Origin of the sequence: Agrobacterium bohemicum (assembly GCF_001562555.1) — a bacterium.
In the GTDB taxonomy this organism is placed as follows: Bacteria; Pseudomonadota; Alphaproteobacteria; order Rhizobiales; family Rhizobiaceae; genus Agrobacterium; species Agrobacterium bohemicum.
Genome location: NZ_KQ961024.1, coordinates 49,148 through 68,352, shown reverse-complemented (window position 1 = coordinate 68,352; position 19,205 = coordinate 49,148). Strand labels below are relative to the sequence as shown.

Sequence of the window (19,205 nt, the reverse complement as noted above, 5' to 3'; positions counted from 1 at the left end):
CAAGCGTTTCCTCTTTCCTGCAAAATCAATTGTCCAATGGTTCCAGATGCTGTTCCAGCGTGGCGCGCAGATGTGCGTGCTGTGATGGCAGCTTCAACGCTTCGCCCAGATGGGCCGTGTCTTCGTCGCGGTCGAAACCCGGTTCGTTCGTCGCGATTTCAAACAGCACGCCGCCGGGCGTGCGGAAGTAGATCGCCCAGAAGTAATCACGATCGATAACCGGCGTGACCTGATGCCCCGTATCCATCAATGCCTTGCGGACTTCCAACTGCGTCTCGCGGTTTTCGACCGCGAAGGCGATGTGGTGAACCGAGCCTGCCCCAAGACGAGCGCCGGAAATATTCGGCATGGTTTCGATGTCGATAAAATCGGCACCATTACCGCCGGGCATACCTAGCCGCAACACGCCGTCCTGCCTGTCCACTTCCTGATAGCCCATGAACTTCAGAAGCTCCGCCGTCGCACCTTCATCTGCAAGCCGTAACGACGCCCCCTGAAAACCACGGATCGCCTGATCTTCACCGACGCCATTGGCGGTCCACTGCGTACGCGCATCGTCCTTGACCTCGACAAGGGCAAAGCCATCGCCATCCGGTCCGGCAAAGTGCAGGCGTTTGTTACCGAAAGCTTCATCGGCTTTCAGGCCATCGACATTGGCTTTCGCCAAACGATCCTGCCAGTACCCAAGCGAACCCTCGGGAACGGAAAACAACGTCGTGCCGACTTCGCCAGTGCCCTGACGGCCCCGCGCCATGTGCGGAAAAGGAAAATAGGTCATCACTGAGCCGGGTGTACCAACCTCATCACCGTAATAGAGGTGGTAGACATCAGGCGCGTCGAAGTTGACCGTCTTCTTGACGCGGCGCAGGCCGAGCGTATCCGTGAAGAAATGGTTGTTGCCACGCGCACTCGCCGCCATGGATGTGACGTGGTGCAGACCTTTGATCTGGTTCAACATTTTAAACCCTCCGATTGGACGGGCGCGCAGGGAAGCGACACCCTTCTTTCATGGGTTCAAGATGGTGCAGATCAGGCCGCTCGCATAGATGGGACGTTCAGAACGGATTGTTCTCAAATTGGAAACGATGCCGTTTACTGTTCAGCAAACCAGACGCGCTTTATCAGTGGTCGTCATTGGCGCCACGGACCCAGTACCCCGCGGTGTGAAGGCATGTTTTCGGGAGACCGGCCTCGTCCCCCAACATCTTTTTGATAATGCGGGCTTCACTTTTTTCGCAGCCGACGAACACATGCAGCCCCTCATGACCATTCCAGCCATGAGAGCGCAGGGATTGTTGCAGCAACCCGGCAGTGCCGGCGGCTTTCCCATCGCGGTACAGCCAGTTCCACGTCACCTGCGCCTTGGAGGAAACCTCCTGCCGCTCGTTCTCATTGTCGATTTCCGCATAAACCGTGAGCTTCTTGCCCGCTGGCATTTCGGCCGCCATGCGTAACATCACCGGCAGTGCGGTTTCATCGCCAGCAAACACGTAGTCCTCGGCGTCGGGCAGTTCGCCGCCGGGGCCAACGATACCGACGATATCGCCAGCAGCCGCCGTTGCGCCGAAATGCGCGCCGGGCATGTCGTCGCCCTCGTGCATGACGAAATCGAGATTGATTTCCCCGCGCTTGATATCGCCGGAACGGATGGTATAGACGCGACGCGCCTGTTCATCCTCGCCTTGCGCCCAGACGATGGCACCCGTTTTCGACACATGCGGCCAAACGGGAGCGCGAGCCTGATCGGGAAGGATGAGGATGCGGACATGCAGCCCACCACTCATCAACCGCTCGATGCCCTCATCGATCGCGATCACGACGCGCCGCATCTTTGGCGTCAGATTATAGGCTCGCACAACGCGACCGCTAAACAGATTGGGCAGTTCCCGCAGCTCTGCTCCATCCCCTTCCCAGCGAAAATCGAGCGACGTATCGCCGGAAAACTCAACAATATGCTCGGCAACCATGGCCTTGACGGAGAGCAGAATATTTTCCGAAACGCAATTGATCCGAGCAGCAAAGCGCCCATCCTCGGCACCAAATGTGCCGTTGCCGTAATCCGCCTCGAAATGCACAGCCTCGCCATCGCGGGTCATCGTCATATACTCGGCGAAATGCTCGTGAAAAGCCGCAACGATGGCATGTGGGTCGGGAAGAGCAACAGATGTTTTCGCAGACAGAAAAGTCACCGGCGTAAATCCTTCAGATTACAGTCCGGTTATCTTTAGATCAGTAAATTTAAAAGTGCAAAGCAGTTTTTACGACGTTCGATCACACTTTTTCCGGCAATTGCCAGTTTATTGGCTCCCTGCCCCGCGAAACAAGAAACTCGTTGGCTTTGGAGAAATGGTGGTTGCCAAAAAATCCGTTGTGCGCCGACAGCGGTGATGGATGCGGTGATTTGAGAACAAGATGTTTCGTCTGGTCTACGAAAGCTGCTTTTTTCTGCGCGTAGGAGCCCCAGAGCAGAAAAACGACGCTATCGCACTCTTCATTCACGGTGCGGATGATGGCATCGGTAAACTTCTCCCAGCCCTGCCCCTGGTGAGATGCAGCGCGCGCCTCTTCGACCGTCAGGACACTGTTGAGCAGCAGCACCCCCTGTTTGGCCCAGCTTTCCAGAAAGCCGTGCTTGACGGGCGCAATCCCGAGATCGCTCTGCAATTCCTTGTAGATGTTGACGAGCGATGGCGGCGTGCGCACGCCCGGCTGCACGGAAAAACACAGGCCATGCGCCTGTCCCGCGCCATGATACGGGTCCTGGCCAAGAATGACGACCTTGACCTCGTCCAGCGGTGTCAGGTCGAGTGCGCGGAAATACTCGCTGCCTTTGGGGAAAATGTGCTTGCCGGCAGTTTTCTCTGCCAGCAGAAAGTCTTTCAGCTTTTGCATGTAGGGGCTGGCGAATTCCGCCGAAAGCACGTGTTTCCAGCTTTCCTCGAGTTTGACGCCTGCCTCTGTCATGAAACCCTCTTGATCTATTTAAAGCGATTGCCGCGCTGGAGAACTTCAATCTTGTACCCATCCGGGTCGCAGATGAAGAAGTACTTCGCAAATGGCCTACCCCTATAGTCCACATTAACGATCTTGCCGACTGACAGACCAAGCGCTGCCAGACGAGCATGTTCGGCATCTACATCTTCGACGCTGACGGCAATGTGGCCGTAGCCATCTCCCAGCGCGTAAGGCACTTCGCGGCCTTTGTTGATGGTCAGCTCCAACTCGAAGTCACCGTCGGCATTGCTGAGATAGACCAGCGTAAACGTCTCGAACTCGAAACGCTCAGCGATCTCAAGACCGAAAGCTTGGCTGTAAAAACCCACCGAACGCTTCTCGTCCAGCACCCGGACCATAGAGTGAATAAGTTTGGCCATGGTGTTTCCTTCTTCCTGCATCGTTGGTCGCCCGCTTATGCTGCAGGCATTGGGCGAGGCTGATAAAGCCTGAACGCTCGGGTTTCAACCCTCAAGGCCATTTCCGGTCGCATGCCAGACAACCACATGCGTCTATACAACGACAGCTTCCCACTATCATGACCAGAGAACTCATGATACCGGCAGTCATGCGCGTCTTGTATCTCTGTCTTGGCTGGCTCATGGTTGCCACCGGTATCGTCGGTGCGTTTCTGCCTATTTTGCCTACGACGCCGTTTCTTCTGGTGGCACTCTGGTGCTTTTCCAAATCGTCCCCGAGGCTCGAAACCTGGCTTCTGTCCCACCCCAGATTTGGGCCATCCCTGCGCAATTGGCGGGAAAAAGGTGCCATTCCCCGCAAGGCAAAAATCGCCGCAGTTTCTCTTATGACAATGAGTTACGGGATATTCTGGTTCACAACCGAACCGACGCCGCTGCGTGCCTCGATCGTCGCCGCCGTCATGCTGGGCGCCGCCATTTTCGTGGCCACCCGGCCTGAACCCTGACGTCTGATTTCAGCGATGCCGCGATTGCGGTAACACATAGGGGATGTGCCGTGCCGGAATACGCCCCACCGTGCCACCAATGCCATAGACCCGGGCAATCGTTTCATCATTGATGGTTTCCAGCGATGGCCCACAGGCCGTGATCTGTCCACGGCGCATGACGATAAGTTGATCGGCAAACTCGGCAGCGAGATTGAGATCGTGCAGAACCGCAAGCACCGCGCCACCAGCCAGCGCAAAATCGCGCGCGGTCTCAAGCACGGAAATCTGGTGGCCGAGATCGAGGCTCGACGTTGGCTCATCCAATAAAAGCGCCCTCGCCTCGCCATTCTCCACAGCGTCAGGCACTTGCGCCAGAGCGCGGGCGAACTGCACCCGCTGCTGCTCACCGCCTGACAGCATGTTGTAGGATCGACCTTCGAACCCGCAGAGGCCGACCTTTGCCAGCGCCCGCCTTGCCTGTTCCTCCGGCTCTAGCGATCCCTGCGCCACTGCGCCCATGCGCACGATTTCCAGCGCGGTAAACGGAAACGACAGCACGGTGCTTTGTGGCAACACAGCGCGCAGACGCGCCAGTTGCGCAGGCTTGAAGACGCCAACATCGACCTTGTTATAGACAACATCCCCAGCATCTGCCCGCATCTCGCCGGACAGCACCTTCATCAAGGTGGATTTACCCGCACCATTGGGGCCGATGATGACGCTGAATGTGCCGGGATTGAGCTCGATCGAGACATCATCCAGCAATCTGCGCCCAGAACGAACGACTGTCACGCCACGCGTGGAAATCATGACACATTCCTCAAACCAAGCCCGTTGCCACGGCCCAGCAGCAGAAACAGGAAGACCGGGGCGCCGATGAGTGCGGTGACGACACCAATCGGCAATTCGGCGGGTGCCGCCACGGTCCGCGCAAAACTATCCGCCAGCAGCAGCAGCCCCGCCCCACCAATGGCGGATGCAGGCAGGAGGAAGCGGTGCGACGAACCGATGACCAGCCGCAGCAGATGCGGCACGACGATGCCAACGAAACCGATGGAGCCCGCGGCCGCGACGCTTGCCCCGCAGGCTGCGGCAACGGCTAGAATGACGAGGCGTTTCAGCCGTTGCACCGGAATGCCCATATGGAATGCGGCGGCATCCCCCAGGATCAGCGCATCCAGCCCTTTCGAGACGAACGGCATGCTGGCCATGATGACGACGAAGAAGGGCAAAGTCGTCCATATCTTGAGAGGCGTCGCGCCACCCAGCGAACCAAGGCTCCAGAAGGTGATGTCGCGCAAGGCGCGGTCATCGGCCATAAAAATCATCAGCCCCATTAAGGCAGCACTGAGTGCGGCTACGGCAATACCGGCAAGGATCAGAACCGTGGTCGATGTCGCGCCGTTTCGCGTCGCGATCATGTAGAGCAACAACGTGTTCATCAACCCGCCCATGAACGCCATCAGCGGCAGGAAATGAACGCCAAACAATGCAGATAAAGGCGCGAGCAGACCGCCACCCAGCGCCAGAGCAGCCACGGCAAAAAGGGCCGCACCGGAGGTAACGCCGACGAGGCCAGGATCGGCAAGCGGGTTGCGAAACAGGCCCTGCATCATGGCACCGGAGACAGCCAATGCCGCACCGATCATGAGACCAAGCCCTGTGCGCGGCAGGCGCACCGCTTCGAGGATAACCCGATCGCGAGGCTCCATGATCTGAGAATGGCCGGTGAAATACAGCCACAACTCATGCAGCCCCACGCCAGTCGGCCCGCTGGACAGCGACACGAAGCAGGCGAACACCAGAAACACACACAAATAGACAAGAGTGATGACACCCTTGCGGGAACGGTCGCCCGGCATGGGATCTGCGACCTCGGTCACAGCCAACACGCTCACGGCTTCACGATTTCTGGGTAGAGCTTGGCAGCCAGTTCACGACCGGCAGCGGGCGTGCGCGGGCCAAAGCCGATCAGATAAAGTCCATCCATGCTGATCAGCGACTTGGAAGCCGCAGCCGGGGTGGACTGGAAGGCGGGAAGCGCAAAGACCTCATCGGGGTTTTCCGCATGATTACCGCGTTGCATGGTCAAGACCACATCCGGGGCGGCCGCGATCACGGCTTCGTCAGTCAGTGGCTTGTAGCCGGTAATCTCCTGAGCGGCATTGATGCCGCCAGCCATTTCAATGATTGCTGCCGCCTCTGTATCCTTGCCGGCGGCCATGATGCGCCCACCGGCGGTGGAGAGAACGAAAAGCACACGCTTTTTCTGGCTGCCAACGGCAGCAACATCCTTGGCGAGCGTAACGAGGTCAGAATTGACCTGCGCTGCAAGCACCTTCGCCTTATCTTCAAGGCCGACAGCGGCCCCGACATCCTCGATTTTCTTGGCAATGGCGCTGCCTTCCGGCGGCGTATCGACGGTCACCATCGGAACTTCGCTGGCCTTCAAAATGCCGATCACATCGGCAGGGCCGGAGCCGTCTTCCGACAGGATCAGATCGGGCTTTTGCGACAGAATCCCTTCAGAAGACAGCGCCCGCATGTAACCGACATCCGGCTTGGACAGCGCGTCAGCGGGAAAACTGCTGGTCGAGTCACGGGCCACGATGCGATCTCCGGCACCCAGCGCATACAGAATTTCCGTCACCGTGCCACCAAGTGCAACGATCCGCTTCGCCTCCGGATTACCCATATCCGACGCGTGGGCCGTGAGTGGCGAAAGCGCCATAACGGCAAAGAAACCAAGTGAGCGAAGTGAAAACGGCATGATGTGAATCCTGAACAATGCGGCGCGCTACAGCCTGCACGCCATATAACTTGAGTTGATTGCACATCTTTATAAAACGCACAATCCGATAAGTTGACTATTTTCGTTATCTTTTATATTTCCGTCGTTCAGGGTAGCGGCGCCAGTTCCGGTACCGCCAATTAAAAGGGAAACAATCGATGTTTATTGCCATGAACAGGTTCCGTGTCGTGCCGGGCTTTGAAGAAGCGTTCGAAACCATCTGGCGCGAGCGCAAGCGTCATCTGGCCGAAATGCCCGGCTATCTGGAATTCCATATGCTGAAGGGTGCGAAGGCTGACGATCACACGCTCTACGCCTCTCATACTGTCTGGGCCACGAAGGACGATTTCACCGCATGGACGAAGTCCGAGCAGTTCCGCGCCGCCCACGCCAATGCCGGTAACAATCGCGGCAAGGTCGAATATCTCTCCGGCCCGCATTTCGAGGGCTTCGACGTCATCATTCATGAAGGCAAGGACGGGCAAGACCACCCGGTTGCGGCTTGAGTATGACCATCAGCTTGAATGCCGAGAAGAGCGACGGGCGGCTGGAGCGCGCGAAAGCAGCCCTTGCAGAAAAGCCCGATGGCGTGGTGGAAGCCATTGCCGCCAAGGCAGAAGTGACGCCAGCGGAAATTCTGGCGCTTCTCCCGCATGGTGCAGCTGTTTCCGCTCCTGCCGAAAAGTTTAACGATATTTGGGACGAGTTGCGCTCCTGGGGCGAAGTTCTGATGATCGTCCAGACACCGGATATCGTTTTCGAAGTCCCCGGCCACCTTCCCGAGGGAACCGAGGGGCATGGCTGGTTCAACATCCACGGCGACAGTCCCATTGGTGGACATATCAAGAAAGACAACTGCGCGTCGATCACCTTCATCGACCGTGAATTTCATGGACGTCGGTCACTGTCTGTGTGGTTCATGAATGCAGGCGGCAGCGCCATGTTCAAGCTCTTCGTGCGCCGTGACGAGAACAAGGAATTGCTGGCGGATCAACTGACGAAATTTGAAGCGTTGCGTAACAGCTTCCTCTCCTGAAAAAATGGTGTGAGCCGCTATCATAATTCTGATGGCGGCTTTTCCTTTGAACATCGAATGTCGCTTCCGGCATGTCTCGACCATCCCGTGATGCCTTATCAATTCAAGGCCTTGGTAAAGCACGAGAAGCTTTGCGCCACTCTCGACCTGCGCTATAGGCCGTTGCGACACATGATGAGGGAAAACCTATGACGACCTATGTTTTGACCGTAGCCTGCCAATCCAAGCGCGGCATTGTCGCTGCCATATCGGGTTATCTGGCGGGCAAGGGTTGCAACATCGTCGATAGCTCCCAGTTCGATGACCTCGAAACCGGCAAATTCTTCATGCGGGTCTCCTTCATTTCCGAGGAAGGCGAAACCATGGAAGCCTTGAATGCGGGCTTTGCGCCGATTGCGGCAGAGTTCGGCATGGATGCCAATATCTACAGCGATGGCGAGCGGACCAAGACGCTGTTGATGGTGTCGCGTTTCGGCCATTGCCTGAACGATCTGCTCTATCGCTGGAAGATCGGTGCGCTGCCGATCGATATCGTTGGCGTCGTGTCCAACCATTTCGAGTACCAGAAAGTCGTCGTCAACCACGACATTCCCTTCCACCACATCAAGGTTACCAAGGACAACAAGCCGAAAGCAGAAGCGCAACTGATCGACCTGATCGAAACCAGCGGCACGGAGCTTGTGGTGCTGGCCCGTTACATGCAAGTGCTCTCCGACGAAATGTGCCGCAAGATGTCTGGTCGCATCATCAATATCCATCACTCTTTTCTGCCGAGCTTCAAAGGCGCCAACCCTTACAAGCAGGCATATGAGCGCGGCGTAAAGCTGATCGGCGCGACAGCGCACTACGTCACCGCCGATCTCGATGAGGGTCCGATCATCGAGCAGGACACGGTTCGAGTCACCCACGCGCAGTCAGCCGAAGACTACGTGTCGCTGGGTCGCGATGTCGAAAGCCAGGTGCTGGCCCGCGCTATCCACGCCCACATCCATCACCGTACCTTCATCAACGGCAGCCGCACGGTTGTCTTTCCGCCAAGCCCCGGCTCCTACGCGTCAGAGCGGATGGGGTAAAATTTCCCGAAATACATGAGAACCGTCGAACTTTATTTTTGGTGACGAGCAACCGACTGCCTGACGCAGCAGTTCTTACCATGTTGTCAAACACCAGAGGTTCCCCTCATGAAAAAGCTGATTATTGCCGGTGCCGCGTTTTTCCTCGCGGCAGGTTCGACGTTTGCCCAGCAGCCTCCGCCACCACCCCCAGGTGCGCCTGATGCAGGTCAACAGGCCGACGTGCCACCACCACCACCGCCGCCACCAGGTGCCGGTCAAAGAGCCGATGCCCCTCCTCCTCCGCCACCCGGCCATTGGGGGCCCAAAGACGGTGGACCAAGAGAAGGCGGGCCGCGTGAGCGGATGATGATGCCACCACCGCCACCGCCATCGAAGGGCGCACATTTCCGCTTGGAACAGGGCGAAACTAAGATCGACATCAAATGTGCTGATGACGAGCCAATGAAGGCTTGCGCTGACATTATGATGCAGCTGATTGACAAGATTAACGAGTAATTTTGCGTATTACGAGCAGAAACGGCGCAATCATGCGCCGTTTCGCGAGAACTGAACGGTTGCCTTCAAACCACGTCCACTGGACGCGTCTTGCAGCAAGAGCCGTCCATTAAACAGAGCTGCAATTTCCTCAACGATCGAAAGCCCGAGGCCCGCACCGGGTGCTGCATTCCCATCGCCTCTGGCAAACCGCTGACGCACGACATCCCGCTTTTCCGCAAAAATACCAGGACCATTGTCCTCTACCTCCAGAAAAGCCATGCCGTTGACTTTCCCGACCTTGACCGTCACTTCCGCGCCGCGCCCTGCATAAGCGATGGCATTGCTGATGAGGTTACCCAGCAATTCACCCAGCAGAAGCGGCTCTGCGGGAATGCTGGCTGTTTCAACCAGTTCGAAACCAAGATCGATGCCCGCCTCTGCGGCAATGGGAACGTAATCGGCTGTCACCGATTGCGCGAGTGAGACGAGATCGACTTCGACAAGGCTCTGTTTTTCGCCCGACCCCGCCGCATCGATGTTCGCCATGCGCAAAAGCTGCGCCAGAATGTGTTCGGCATGGGCCACCGAAGCGTCACCCTTGTGGGCCGCCGCCTGTGCTTCCTGCAAGGTCGAGGCACGTGCCGAAAGCGCAAGCTGGGTGCGGATGATCGCAAGCGGCGTTCGCAACTGATGACTGGCATTGCCGGTAAAATGCCTCAGCGCATCGAGTGCCGACTGCAGCCGCACCATAAAGGAATTGACGGTCTCTACGAGGTTTTCAACCTCCACCGGAACCGATTGGCGGATGGGGTGCAGATCGTTAGGGCTCCGCTCATCGATGGCTTCGCTCAGTCGGTACAGCGGGCGCAGCGAGATCGTCACCGCAATCCACACGATGATGGCAGCACCGATAATCATGAAAAGAAGACGCAGCGCAGAACGAAGGATGATGGCCTGTGCCAGCCGGCTACGCGCAATCGTGGTTTCCGCAACGGTCACGGTAAACGGTACGGAATTGACCCCCGTCGATGCAAAACGCTCGATGGCCGCGACACGAATGGGCTCACCGCGAAATTCGGCATCCACGAAAATCGGCGCGTCACTGCGCGCCTTTTCCACTGAAGGCAGGTTCTGATAACCTGTCAGGAACTGACCATTCGGTCCATCGACACGGTAAAACACCCGGTCTTGCGCCGCCGATGTCAGCATTTCAAGCGCGACATAGGGAATATCGACCTCCAGCGATCCGTCTTCGGACACCACCACGCGCTCGGCAATCGCAAGAGCAGAGCCGGAGAGGACGCGATCGGAGACGATATTTGCGGTATTGGTGGCTTCGCGGTAGGTATCGGCCAGCGCGATGCAGCCAATGATCGCCGTGGAAATCAGAAGCCAGCCAAGCAGACGCCGCCTCAACGAATAGGCGGCTTGCTTCATTCCGCCATCTCCGGCAATTTCTCAAGGTAGTAACCAATACCCCGTGCCGTCTTTACCGTCAGCCCATGCGGCCCGAGACGTTTGCGCAGACGGCTGACATATTGCTCGATGGCATTGCCGGAAAGCTCGTCATCGAAACCGGTCAGAGATTGCACGATGGCTTCTTTGGCCACCACTTTTCCGGCACGCATGAACAACACTTCCAACAGCGCGACCTCGCGTGCTGGAATATCGAGCGGGAAACCTTCGGCGGAAAACGTGCGTGATGTCAGATCGAAAGAAACCTTGCCGAAACTGACCAGCGACGAGCGCAGCCCGGCATTGCGGCGCAGAAGCACCCTCACCCGCGCCTCGAATTCTGTAATGTCGAAGGGCTTGATCATGTAGTCGTCGGCACCGAGGTCCAGCCCCTTAACGCGCTCTTCCGGTGTGCCGCGTGCGGTAAGGATCAACACAGCCGCCTTGTCCTGGCGCGCCCGCATGGAGCGTAACACATCGATGCCGTCCATTTCCGGCAGGTTGAGATCGAGAATGACGAGATCGAAACTTTCGGCAGCGATCGCGGCATCGGCAGACGCACCATCGGAAACAACGTCCACGGCATAGCCACTTCCACGCAACAGCGCAGACAGCCCCTCCGACAGAACCTGATTGTCCTCAACCAGCAGAATTCGCAAGCTGACGCCCTCCATTTGCGGGAAATTTATCGAAGCGATGCCGTCTTGTGAATGGCAAGAGGCTGCGGCATGATCTTTCCATGCGTATTCTTCTTCACCTCTGTCTTTTCTTTGCCACTGCAAACGCTTTGCAGGCGCAGCCGATGATCTTTCCCGCGCGCTCCGGCAAAGCGGATGCGGAAACGCTCATTGTCTATTCGTCCCTTGACGAACCACTGGCAACGCCGATGATCGAAGGTTTCCAGAAAGCCAACCCTGACGTGGCTGTCTCCTACGAGGATATGCTCACCGGCGAGATTTACGACCGCATCGTGAGCGAAACGGATGCGGGCAAAAAAACCGCTGATTTCGCCTTCTCCTCCGCCATGGATCTTCAGGTCAAACTCAGCAATGACGGTTACGCCCAGCGGTCCGATCTGCCCATGAGCGCGCGCTGGCCCGCCTGGGCCAACTGGCGCAACACGGCCTACGCGCTAACTTTCGAGCCCGCCGTCTTCGTCTATCACAAGCCCAGCTTCCAGACCGAAAAGCCCCCGGCCAGCCGCGCCGAATTCGTGGATTATCTGGAGCGCCATGCCAAGCAGGTGCATGGGCGCATTGCAACCTATGACATCGAACGCTCTGGCGTTGGCTTTCTGTTCATGTCGCGGGATCAGGAGCAGTTCGGCGATATCTGGAACGTCATCAAAAGCATGGGCACGGCGGGCGTGAAGGTTTACTCCACCAGTTCCGCCATTCTGGACCGTATTTCGGATGGTCGTTTTATCCTTGGCTACAACATTCTCGGTTCATACGCGGCGGATTGGGCTTCGCGCCATCCCGATGTCGGTATCGTACTGCCCAAGGATTACACCGTCGTGATGTCACGCATCGGGCTGGTGCCGCAGGCGGCGAAAAATGCGGAGCTTGGCCGCCGCTATCTGGAATTCTTCATGTCGAAGGAAGGCCAGACCATCATGGCGCGGCAGTTGCAGATACCGGCCGTCAGCCCCGATGTGGCGGGCGAGAACACCGCAAATATGATGCAGGCCATCCACGGCGCGCAGTTGCGGCCCGTTCCGGTCAGTCCGGGATTGATGGTCTATCTCGATCAGGTCAAGCGCGCGCGCATCATAGAGCGCTGGAACGAAGCTTTACGCGCCCAGTAGACGCCTTTCAAAAATTAATAGACAGTAAATGTGCTGAGGAGTTGCCGAGCGTCAGTTAGATGACAGCTTTCTATGGTGCTGTGCAATTCTTCGTTCATCCGTGGAGGCGGACTGAAGAAGCGGGAGGAAAGTCTCACAGGACAGATGGTTCGGGTCGCTGATTGCCACCCTTGATGTCGTCCGTGCGCGCCCCTTCCGCGATCACAACAACATGCCGAAACGGCATACAAGGAGGGTTCACTTTGAAGCATTTCCTCATCGCTTCGCTTCTCGCAGGCGCAATTGCATTTCCCGCGGCAGCAGCCGACTACACCATCATCGCCCCGGCAAATCCCGGCGGCGGCTGGGACCAGACGGCACGGTCCTTGCAGACCGTGTTGCAGGAAGAAGGCATTTCCAAGAGCGTTCAGGTTCAAAACGTTCCCGGCGCTGGCGGCACGATCGGCCTTGCACAGTTTGCAAGCCAACAGAAGGGCAACCCGAATGCTCTGATCGTCGGCGGTTACGTCATGGTCGGCGCTATTCTCACCAACAAGGCACCCGTTACGCTGAGCGCAGTCACGCCTATCGCGCGTTTGACCGGCGAATATGAAGCCATCGTCGTTCCTGCCTCGTCGCCGATCGAAAACATCGGCCAGCTCATCGAGCAGCTGAAGAAGGATCCGGGCAGCGTGTCCTGGGGCGGCGGTTCGGCTGGCGGCACTGACCACATCACAGCTGGCCTGATTGCCAAGGCAGCAGGCGTTGATCCAACCAAGATCAACTACATCGCGTACTCCGGCGGCGGTGAAGCTCTTGCTTCCATTCTCGGCGCGCAGGTAACAGCCGGCATTTCCAGCTACGGTGAGTTCGAAAGCCAGGTTAAGGCCGGAACGGTTCGTATTTTGGCGATTTCCAGCGAGCAGAAGCTTGAAGGTATCGATGCACCGACATTGAAGGAAAGCGGCCTCGACGTCGTGATCCAGAACTGGCGCATGGTTGCCGCTCCTCCAGGCCTGACACCTGAGCAGGAAAAGGCCGTTGGTGCCGATATCGAAAAGCTGGCGAAATCTGCCAAGTGGCAGGAAACGCTGAAGACCAAGGGCTGGATGGACACATATCTTGCAGGTGATGCTTTCAAGGAGCAGCTTGCAAAAGACACTGCCTCCACAGAAGCCATTCTCAAAGACATCGGACTGGTAAAATGAGCCAGGGTTCATCCCCTTCCCAACCCACAAAGCGCCGCCCTGATTGGGCGGCGTTCGCGATCGCCGTTTTTCTGGTGGCGATTGCAGCCGTTATTTTCTGGGATTCGGCGAGGCTTGCCAGTGTAGCCGGTTATTCTCCGGTCGGCCCGGCAACCGTTCCTTACGCCATTGCTTTCTGTCTTATCGGCCTGGCCATCTGGACCGGGTTCGAAGCATGGCGCAATGAGTTTCCGACCCGCGACCGACAGGAAATGGGACCCGTCTTCTGGGTCATTGCCGGTCTTGCCGCGCAGATGCTGCTGCTCAAAATCGCTGGTTTCTCGATTGCAACAGGCCTGCTCTTTGCCTTCACGGCACGCGCATTCGGCAAACGCAAGCTCTGGTATTCGATCCCCATCGGTATCGTTTTTAGCTTCATCATCTGGGTGATCTTTGCGCAATTGCTGCAATTGTCGCTGCCCGCTGGTCCCTTGGAACGGCTGTTTTTCTAACGGCCGATCCACTCGATAAACAACAAGATATGAAACCTTCGCGCCCGCATTTTAAGCGCAGCAAAGGCTTCACCCGACAGGGGGACAACTGTCCATGAGCACTTTTGAATTTCTGCTGCAGGGTCTGGCGGTTGCCGCGCAACCTATGAACCTTGTTTATGCGTTGATCGGCGTCACACTCGGCACCGCTGTCGGCGTTTTGCCCGGCATCGGTCCGGCCTTGACTGTCGCACTGCTTTTGCCCGTCACCTACCGGCTCGATCCTGCCGGATCGCTGATCATGTTTGCCGGTATCTATTACGGCGGTATGTATGGTGGCTCGACCACGTCGATCCTGTTGAACACGCCCGGCGAAAGCGCCTCTATCGTCACCGCGCTGGAGGGCAACAAGATGGCCCGAGCGGGGCGCGGAGGACCGGCACTTGCCACTGCTGCCATCGGCTCTTTCGTCGCCGGCCTGATAGCGACCATCGCCCTTGCCTTCGTTGCCCCTTACATCGTCAAGCTGGCGCTGGTCTTCGGGCCCCGCGAATATTTCGCGCTGATGGTGCTGGCCTTCGTCACCGTGTCATCGGCATTTGGTGATTCCGCACTGCGCGGCCTCACTTCTCTGTTCATCGGCTTCACGCTGGCCATTGTCGGCATCGACCAGTTGACCGGCCAGACGCGCATGAGCTTCGGCATTCCCGACCTGCTGGACGGTGTGGAAGTCACAACACTGGCCGTCGCCATGTTCGCCATCGGCGAAACACTGTTCATCGTGGCGCAGGGCCAGAGCGGCGACGAAAAGGTCGAAGCCGTCAAGGGGTCTGTCTGGATGAGCGCGCAGGACTGGGCACGGTCCTGGAAGCCGTGGCTGCGCGGCACGTTAATCGGCTTCCCGATTGGCGCGATGCCAGCAGGTGGCGCTGAAATCGGCACCTTCCTGTCCTACGCAACAGAAAAGAAGCTGTCGAAGCACCCGGAAGAATTCGGCCACGGTGCCATCGAAGGCGTCGCGGGTCCCGAAGCGGCCAACAACGCATCTGCCGCCGGTACACTGGTTCCACTGCTGACGCTCGGCCTGCCAACGACGGCAACAGCCGCCATCATGCTGGCCGGTTTCCAGCAGTTTGGCCTTCAGCCCGGCCCGCTTCTGTTCGCGACCAATCCGCAACTCGTCTGGGGTCTGATCGCAAGCCTGTTCATCGCCAATCTCATGCTGCTGGTTCTCAACCTGCCGCTGATCGGCCTGTGGGTAAAGCTGCTGACCATTCCCAAGCCTTGGCTCTATGCCGGCATTCTCTTGTTCGCGACGCTTGGCACTATCGGCGCGAACCCGTCGGTCTTCGAACTCGGCATGCTGCTCGCCTTTGGCATTCTCGGCTATGTCATGCGCATCTTCGGTTACCCGATTGCGCCTGCCGTCGTCGGCCTCATCCTCGGACCACTGGCCGAACAGCAGTTACGCCGTGCACTGGCCATCGGCCAGGGCGATCCATCCGTACTGTTCACGTCTTGGATTGCAGTGGCCCTGTTTGCCGTTGCAGCCGCGGCCTTCTTCGTGCCGCTCATCATGCGCATTCGCGGTCGCGGACAGGTGCTGACACAGCTTGCTGCCAACGAAGACTGATCAAGCTCCCTCCCAAGGGCCTGCCCCGCATTCGAAAGAGTGCGGGGCTTTTTTATGGCCGCGATGGAACAGACAGGATGCCGTTATCTTTACAATAGTTAGACAACATCTGGGAAAGATATCATGCGCAAACTGGCCATGCTTTTCGTTGTGGCGCTTGCGTCATGCACAACAGCTTCAAACGCTATAGAGCCCATTCCGGGCAGCATTACCTATAATGGTCAGCCAAGGACCAAACTGACCAAATCTCCCATAGGCAGCACCTTCAGTCACGACTTCAGCATGGGAGACGGGCGCCGGGCATACGAAACTTATCGTATCGCACCAGACCGCTCCCTCATCTTGATGAACCGTGTGATCATGAGCGATGTCCCGCCAGATAATTAGATTTCGTAAAGAATATATATTTTCCATCACAGATAATGGAACGACTGACGCCCCAAGTCGTTGATTTCCCGGACGTTTAAAAATCAGAACATAATCGCGTTTCAGGAGAACGACATGAGAACTCATAAGACCCGAAACGATCTACCTTCAAATACCAAAGCGACCGTCATAGGGCTCTTGAACGAGGCCCTTGCCTCCGTTATCGACCTTTCTCTGGTAACGAAGCAGGCTCACTGGAACCTGAAAGGCCCGCAATTCATAGCCATCCACGAGTTGCTTGATACCTTCCGCAGTCAGCTGGATAAGCACAGCGATACGATTGCGGAACGCGCCGTCCAATTGGGTGGCACAGCGCTAGGAAGCGTACAGTCGGTTACATCGACGTCGAAACTCAAAGCCTATCCAACGGACATTTTCAAAATCCAGGACCATCTGGACGAGTTGATAGAACGTTACGGCGACGTCGCCAATCTTATTCGAAAGTCTGTCGATGAGGCGGACGATGCAGGCGACCCGAACACAGCCGACATTTTCACGGCTGCGTCACGCGACCTCGACAAATCGCTTTGGTTTCTTGAAGCCCATATCCAGGAAAAGAGCTGACCAAAACAAAAGCGCCCGGGAAACCGGGCGCTTGGACTGTCTCAATCTGATTAGTGGGGGCGCAGAACCGCCTTACCTATGTCGCGAAGCATATCATGATCCAGAATGCCGCGTTGGGCACTTCTAATCAGAACTGCCGCGCATTTATTCGCCACCTGACTGCTCCGATCTTCAAGGCATTCAAAACAAACGCCATCAAATATAGTCTGAAGATCAGTGACCTGCTGGGGAGACAATTGTGTACCCACACGTTGAAAAGCCACGTACGACAAGGCTCATCCTCCTGAAAGATGCGAATTATCAGTACTCATTCCATGAACAATTATCTTTTACACCTGATCGAATCGCATGTCGAATCAGATTTTAACGAATTTTCAATGATTATTTTTGTCAAAAATGCAGATGGTTTGCAGCCGTTACTTTCAGGCCACGGCAGTGGAGATCGTTCAGTACAGAGGCAGACCTACGTCCATCAGTGCCTTTTCGATGAGATCGGGGGAGACCGGTTTCGTTAGAAAAACCGCCCCCGGTGGCAACACGCCGTCGGCGGGATTGTATCTGCCTGAGATTACGACGACCTTGATGTCCGGCCAGCGCCGGTGTGCTACATTGGCAAGCCCCAGCCCATTGATCGAGCCGGGCATATCGATATCTGTCAGAATAGCGTCGATACGGACTTCAGTTTCCAGCATCTCGACCGCTTGATCAGCTGTTGCTGCCTCTTGAGCCAGGAATCCGAGATCCGAAACCATGTCAACCAGATCGAGACGAATGAGCCCGTCGTCCTCAACGATGAGAAGTCGTGCTGGCGGTTGCATCGATCAATGCTCCTGCTGAAAACTGGCAAGGTCGGCTGAGATCACGCAACGCAGACCACGGGCATCGTACAAAATATCGACGCGCCCATTGGCGGCGCCAGCGAGACCAGCCTTGATAAGCCGTGAGCCGGAACCGACACGTTCCGGAACCGCGACTTCCGGGCCTCCGATTTCCGTCCAGACAAGCTCGAATCTGTCTTTGGCTTCACCAATAATATGCCAACGAATATCCACCTTGCCATCTGGCACCGACAGCGCTCCATATTTGACCGCATTCGTGGCCAACTCGTGCATGATCAATGAAAGAGACAGGGACGGGCGTGAACCCACGCGCAGGTTGGCTCCTGAAACTGTAAATCGCGACGCCATTGGATCGTCGTGAACTTCAAGCATCTGATTGACCAGTTTGTGGACAGTGGACGTTCCCAGGCCACCCTGTATGACTGTGTCATGCGCGGCACTCAAAACTCCGATGCGAGCAGACAGTATTTTGCGCGCAGAATCCAGGTTTTCTGCCGAACGAAGCGTTTGAGATGCGATTGCCTGAACCATGGCCAACTGGTTCTTGAGCCGGTGGCCAAGCTCGTGCGATATCAGTTCCCTGTGCTTCTGCTCGGCCAGACGTTCCGTTACATCCTGTGCCTGTACCAATATGCCCGTAATGTCACCGGACGGCGCACGCATCGCCTGATACACAAGGTCTATAAACCGCTTTTGCTTCTCACCATCAGGCCCGCGATTGAGCTCGACGGGAATAGCTCTCGCCGCGAAGGGTTCTCCGGTTTTATAAACTGTATCAAGGAGGTCGATAAAGCCTTGGTCGACCACCTCGGACACGGCCTCTGCAACGGATTTCCCAATGATATCGCGGCCGATACCGATCATCGAATAATATTCTTCATTCGCAAATTCAAATATGTGGTCAGGGCCACCCAGTGTGGCGATGCCTGCCGGCGACATTTCGAATATTTGCAGCAGCTTCTCATGAAGGCTTTTCTGCTCACGCCGGACGATGATCTCACCGGTTATTTCAGAACAGGCGCAAAACATGCCAAGCACAACACCCGCCTGATCTCGCACAGGCGTATAAGAAAACGAGAAATGGGTTTCCTCGGCATAACCTTTGCGGTGCATGATAAACTCGATGTCATCCATCGATGTGCCCTGCCCGGCGTAGGCCGCAGAAATGATCGGGTCAACGGCATCCCAGATATCGTGCCAGAGCTCGCGAAACGGATGACCGAAGAATGCGGGGTGGCGGTTGCCGCACATTGCCGCGTAGCCATCATTATAAAGCGTTATTTGCGCCGGGCCCCACACCATCAACATGGGTTGCAGGGAGCCGAGCATGACGTTGACAAGTGTTTGAAGTTCGACCGGCCAGGTATCTGGGACGCCTAGAGGGCTATCATCCCAAGCAAAATTCCGGAACAAGTCTCCGCATTCACCGCCGCCTACAAAATTCAAAGCTGTCCCCGTACGTCTTTAGCCCCAAGCGCATCAACTCGGCTGCTCGCATTTGGTTCCACGATGACTCCAGCGAACGCATGGACGATTGAGAAGA

At 56.9% G+C, this 19,205-nt stretch carries 22 protein-coding genes; 11 read left to right on the top strand and 11 right to left on the bottom strand.

Annotated features, from left to right (window positions below; translation table 11 throughout):
• Window positions 1-25 precede the first annotated feature (25 nt).
• The 4 genes from ATO67_RS03505 to ATO67_RS03490 all read right to left on the bottom strand — a co-directional run bounded on the left by ATO67_RS03505 (window position 26) and on the right by ATO67_RS03490 (window position 3,374).
• Window positions 26-958, bottom strand: coding sequence for a VOC family protein (locus ATO67_RS03505; RefSeq protein ID WP_067644448.1), 933 nt, complete (start codon window positions 956-958; stop codon window positions 26-28).
• Window positions 959-1,121: 163 nt separating this feature from the next.
• Window positions 1,122-2,189, bottom strand: a complete 1,068-nt coding sequence (locus ATO67_RS03500) for a DUF2218 domain-containing protein (protein WP_067644446.1) — start codon at window positions 2,187-2,189, stop codon at window positions 1,122-1,124.
• Between the two features lie 82 nt (window positions 2,190-2,271).
• A complete protein-coding gene (ung, locus tag ATO67_RS03495) occupies window positions 2,272-2,964 on the bottom strand; it encodes a uracil-DNA glycosylase (protein ID WP_067644443.1) in 693 nt (230 codons plus the stop codon).
• A gap of 14 nt (window positions 2,965-2,978) precedes the next feature.
• Window positions 2,979-3,374 carry a VOC family protein gene (locus ATO67_RS03490; protein ID WP_067645573.1) on the bottom strand — a complete coding sequence of 132 codons (396 nt, stop codon included), beginning with the start codon at window positions 3,372-3,374 and terminating at the stop codon, window positions 2,979-2,981.
• 188 nt (window positions 3,375-3,562) lie between these two features.
• Between ATO67_RS03490 and ATO67_RS03485 the strand changes: the two genes are divergently transcribed.
• Window positions 3,563-3,919, top strand: a complete 357-nt coding sequence (locus tag ATO67_RS03485) for a YbaN family protein (RefSeq protein ID WP_067645571.1) — start codon at window positions 3,563-3,565, stop codon at window positions 3,917-3,919.
• 9 nt (window positions 3,920-3,928) lie between these two features.
• Here the strand turns inward: ATO67_RS03485 and ATO67_RS03480 are convergent, their stop codons facing one another.
• Genes ATO67_RS03480 through ATO67_RS03470 form a run of 3 tightly spaced genes read right to left on the bottom strand, consistent with a single transcriptional unit; the run spans window position 3,929 to window position 6,671 of the window.
• Window positions 3,929-4,711 carry a heme ABC transporter ATP-binding protein gene (locus ATO67_RS03480; RefSeq protein ID WP_067644440.1) on the bottom strand — a complete coding sequence of 261 codons (783 nt, stop codon included), beginning with the start codon at window positions 4,709-4,711 and terminating at the stop codon, window positions 3,929-3,931.
• Window positions 4,708-5,763, bottom strand: a complete 1,056-nt coding sequence (locus tag ATO67_RS03475) for a FecCD family ABC transporter permease (protein WP_106404902.1) — start codon at window positions 5,761-5,763, stop codon at window positions 4,708-4,710. The genes ATO67_RS03480 and ATO67_RS03475 overlap by 4 nt, the downstream gene beginning before the upstream one ends.
• A 32-nt stretch (window positions 5,764-5,795) precedes the next feature.
• Window positions 5,796-6,671 (bottom strand): heme/hemin ABC transporter substrate-binding protein, encoded by an 876-nt coding sequence (locus ATO67_RS03470; RefSeq protein WP_106404894.1) that lies wholly within the window; start codon window positions 6,669-6,671, stop codon window positions 5,796-5,798.
• A gap of 179 nt (window positions 6,672-6,850) precedes the next feature.
• On the opposite strand from ATO67_RS03470, the gene hmuQ reads away from it, so the two are divergent.
• From hmuQ to ATO67_RS03450, 4 genes are all read left to right on the top strand, one after another.
• Window positions 6,851-7,198 (top strand): heme-degrading protein HmuQ, encoded by a 348-nt coding sequence (gene hmuQ, locus ATO67_RS03465; RefSeq protein ID WP_067644432.1) that lies wholly within the window; start codon window positions 6,851-6,853, stop codon window positions 7,196-7,198.
• Window positions 7,199-7,200: 2 nt separating this feature from the next.
• Window positions 7,201-7,728, top strand: coding sequence for a heme utilization cystosolic carrier protein HutX (gene hutX / locus ATO67_RS03460; RefSeq protein WP_425352178.1), 528 nt, complete (start codon window positions 7,201-7,203; stop codon window positions 7,726-7,728).
• A gap of 188 nt (window positions 7,729-7,916) precedes the next feature.
• The gene (gene purU / locus ATO67_RS03455; RefSeq protein ID WP_067644429.1) at window positions 7,917-8,801 is read left to right on the top strand and encodes a formyltetrahydrofolate deformylase; all 885 of its coding nucleotides are present in this window, start codon (window positions 7,917-7,919) and stop codon (window positions 8,799-8,801) included.
• A 108-nt stretch (window positions 8,802-8,909) separates the two neighbouring features.
• Window positions 8,910-9,299: a hypothetical protein gene (locus ATO67_RS03450; RefSeq protein ID WP_067644426.1), complete on the top strand. Its 390-nt coding sequence runs from the start codon at window positions 8,910-8,912 to the stop codon at window positions 9,297-9,299.
• Between the two features lie 30 nt (window positions 9,300-9,329).
• Here ATO67_RS03450 and ATO67_RS03445 read toward each other — a convergent pair whose 3' ends face one another.
• Both ATO67_RS03445 and ATO67_RS03440 read right to left on the bottom strand, forming a co-directional pair.
• Window positions 9,330-10,718: a sensor histidine kinase gene (locus tag ATO67_RS03445; protein ID WP_067644423.1), complete on the bottom strand. Its 1,389-nt coding sequence runs from the start codon at window positions 10,716-10,718 to the stop codon at window positions 9,330-9,332.
• Window positions 10,715-11,395 (bottom strand): response regulator, encoded by a 681-nt coding sequence (locus ATO67_RS03440; RefSeq protein ID WP_067645566.1) that lies wholly within the window; start codon window positions 11,393-11,395, stop codon window positions 10,715-10,717. The genes ATO67_RS03445 and ATO67_RS03440 overlap by 4 nt, the downstream gene beginning before the upstream one ends.
• Before the next feature lie 80 nt (window positions 11,396-11,475).
• Between ATO67_RS03440 and ATO67_RS03435 the strand changes: the two genes are divergently transcribed.
• The 6 genes from ATO67_RS03435 (at window position 11,476) to dps (ending at window position 16,823) form a co-directional block, all read left to right on the top strand.
• Complete coding sequence (locus ATO67_RS03435; RefSeq protein ID WP_067645567.1) at window positions 11,476-12,543, top strand: ABC transporter substrate-binding protein; 1,068 nt, start codon at window positions 11,476-11,478, stop codon at window positions 12,541-12,543.
• A gap of 242 nt (window positions 12,544-12,785) precedes the next feature.
• Complete coding sequence (locus ATO67_RS03430; protein WP_067644421.1) at window positions 12,786-13,730, top strand: Bug family tripartite tricarboxylate transporter substrate binding protein; 945 nt, start codon at window positions 12,786-12,788, stop codon at window positions 13,728-13,730.
• The gene (locus ATO67_RS03425) at window positions 13,727-14,221 is read left to right on the top strand and encodes a tripartite tricarboxylate transporter TctB family protein (RefSeq protein WP_067644419.1); all 495 of its coding nucleotides are present in this window, start codon (window positions 13,727-13,729) and stop codon (window positions 14,219-14,221) included. Before ATO67_RS03430 ends, ATO67_RS03425 begins: the two co-directional genes overlap by 4 nt.
• A 94-nt stretch (window positions 14,222-14,315) precedes the next feature.
• The gene (locus ATO67_RS03420) at window positions 14,316-15,833 is read left to right on the top strand and encodes a tripartite tricarboxylate transporter permease (protein ID WP_067644417.1); all 1,518 of its coding nucleotides are present in this window, start codon (window positions 14,316-14,318) and stop codon (window positions 15,831-15,833) included.
• A 123-nt stretch (window positions 15,834-15,956) separates the two neighbouring features.
• Entirely contained in the window at window positions 15,957-16,220 is a 264-nt protein-coding gene (locus tag ATO67_RS03415) for a hypothetical protein (RefSeq protein ID WP_067644414.1), read from the top strand.
• Between the two features lie 114 nt (window positions 16,221-16,334).
• On the top strand, window positions 16,335-16,823 hold the full coding sequence (dps, locus tag ATO67_RS03410) for a DNA starvation/stationary phase protection protein Dps (protein WP_067644409.1): 489 nt from the start codon (window positions 16,335-16,337) through the stop codon (window positions 16,821-16,823).
• Between the two features lie 446 nt (window positions 16,824-17,269).
• Here dps and ATO67_RS03400 read toward each other — a convergent pair whose 3' ends face one another.
• Both ATO67_RS03400 and ATO67_RS03395 read right to left on the bottom strand, forming a co-directional pair.
• Entirely contained in the window at window positions 17,270-17,641 is a 372-nt protein-coding gene (locus ATO67_RS03400) for a response regulator (RefSeq protein ID WP_067644406.1), read from the bottom strand.
• A gap of 3 nt (window positions 17,642-17,644) precedes the next feature.
• On the bottom strand, window positions 17,645-19,108 hold the full coding sequence (locus ATO67_RS03395; protein WP_157940995.1) for a sensor histidine kinase: 1,464 nt from the start codon (window positions 19,106-19,108) through the stop codon (window positions 17,645-17,647).
• Between the last annotated feature and the right edge of the window lie 97 nt (window positions 19,109-19,205).

Excerpts from the sequence above, each read along its gene's own strand:
- dps (WP_067644409.1), top strand. The coding sequence starts at position 16,335 with ATGAGAACTCATAAGACCCGAAACGATCTACCTTCAAATACCAAAGCG.
- ATO67_RS03425 (WP_067644419.1), top strand. The coding sequence starts at position 13,727 with ATGAGCCAGGGTTCATCCCCTTCCCAACCCACAAAGCGCCGCCCTGAT.
- ATO67_RS03480 (WP_067644440.1), bottom strand. The coding sequence starts at position 4,711 with ATGATTTCCACGCGTGGCGTGACAGTCGTTCGTTCTGGGCGCAGATTG.
- ATO67_RS03490 (WP_067645573.1), bottom strand. The coding sequence starts at position 3,374 with ATGGCCAAACTTATTCACTCTATGGTCCGGGTGCTGGACGAGAAGCGT.
- ATO67_RS03470 (WP_106404894.1), bottom strand. The coding sequence starts at position 6,671 with ATGCCGTTTTCACTTCGCTCACTTGGTTTCTTTGCCGTTATGGCGCTT.
- ATO67_RS03400 (WP_067644406.1), bottom strand. The coding sequence starts at position 17,641 with ATGCAACCGCCAGCACGACTTCTCATCGTTGAGGACGACGGGCTCATT.
- ATO67_RS03505 (WP_067644448.1), bottom strand. The coding sequence starts at position 958 with ATGTTGAACCAGATCAAAGGTCTGCACCACGTCACATCCATGGCGGCG.
- ATO67_RS03450 (WP_067644426.1), top strand. The coding sequence starts at position 8,910 with ATGAAAAAGCTGATTATTGCCGGTGCCGCGTTTTTCCTCGCGGCAGGT.
- hmuQ (WP_067644432.1), top strand. The coding sequence starts at position 6,851 with ATGTTTATTGCCATGAACAGGTTCCGTGTCGTGCCGGGCTTTGAAGAA.
- ATO67_RS03445 (WP_067644423.1), bottom strand. The coding sequence starts at position 10,718 with ATGAAGCAAGCCGCCTATTCGTTGAGGCGGCGTCTGCTTGGCTGGCTT.
- purU (WP_067644429.1), top strand. The coding sequence starts at position 7,917 with ATGACGACCTATGTTTTGACCGTAGCCTGCCAATCCAAGCGCGGCATT.
- ATO67_RS03485 (WP_067645571.1), top strand. The coding sequence starts at position 3,563 with ATGCGCGTCTTGTATCTCTGTCTTGGCTGGCTCATGGTTGCCACCGGT.
- ung (WP_067644443.1), bottom strand. The coding sequence starts at position 2,964 with ATGACAGAGGCAGGCGTCAAACTCGAGGAAAGCTGGAAACACGTGCTT.
- ATO67_RS03475 (WP_106404902.1), bottom strand. The coding sequence starts at position 5,763 with ATGCCGGGCGACCGTTCCCGCAAGGGTGTCATCACTCTTGTCTATTTG.
- ATO67_RS03435 (WP_067645567.1), top strand. The coding sequence starts at position 11,476 with ATGCGTATTCTTCTTCACCTCTGTCTTTTCTTTGCCACTGCAAACGCT.
- ATO67_RS03420 (WP_067644417.1), top strand. The coding sequence starts at position 14,316 with ATGAGCACTTTTGAATTTCTGCTGCAGGGTCTGGCGGTTGCCGCGCAA.
- ATO67_RS03415 (WP_067644414.1), top strand. The coding sequence starts at position 15,957 with ATGCGCAAACTGGCCATGCTTTTCGTTGTGGCGCTTGCGTCATGCACA.
- hutX (WP_425352178.1), top strand. The coding sequence starts at position 7,201 with ATGACCATCAGCTTGAATGCCGAGAAGAGCGACGGGCGGCTGGAGCGC.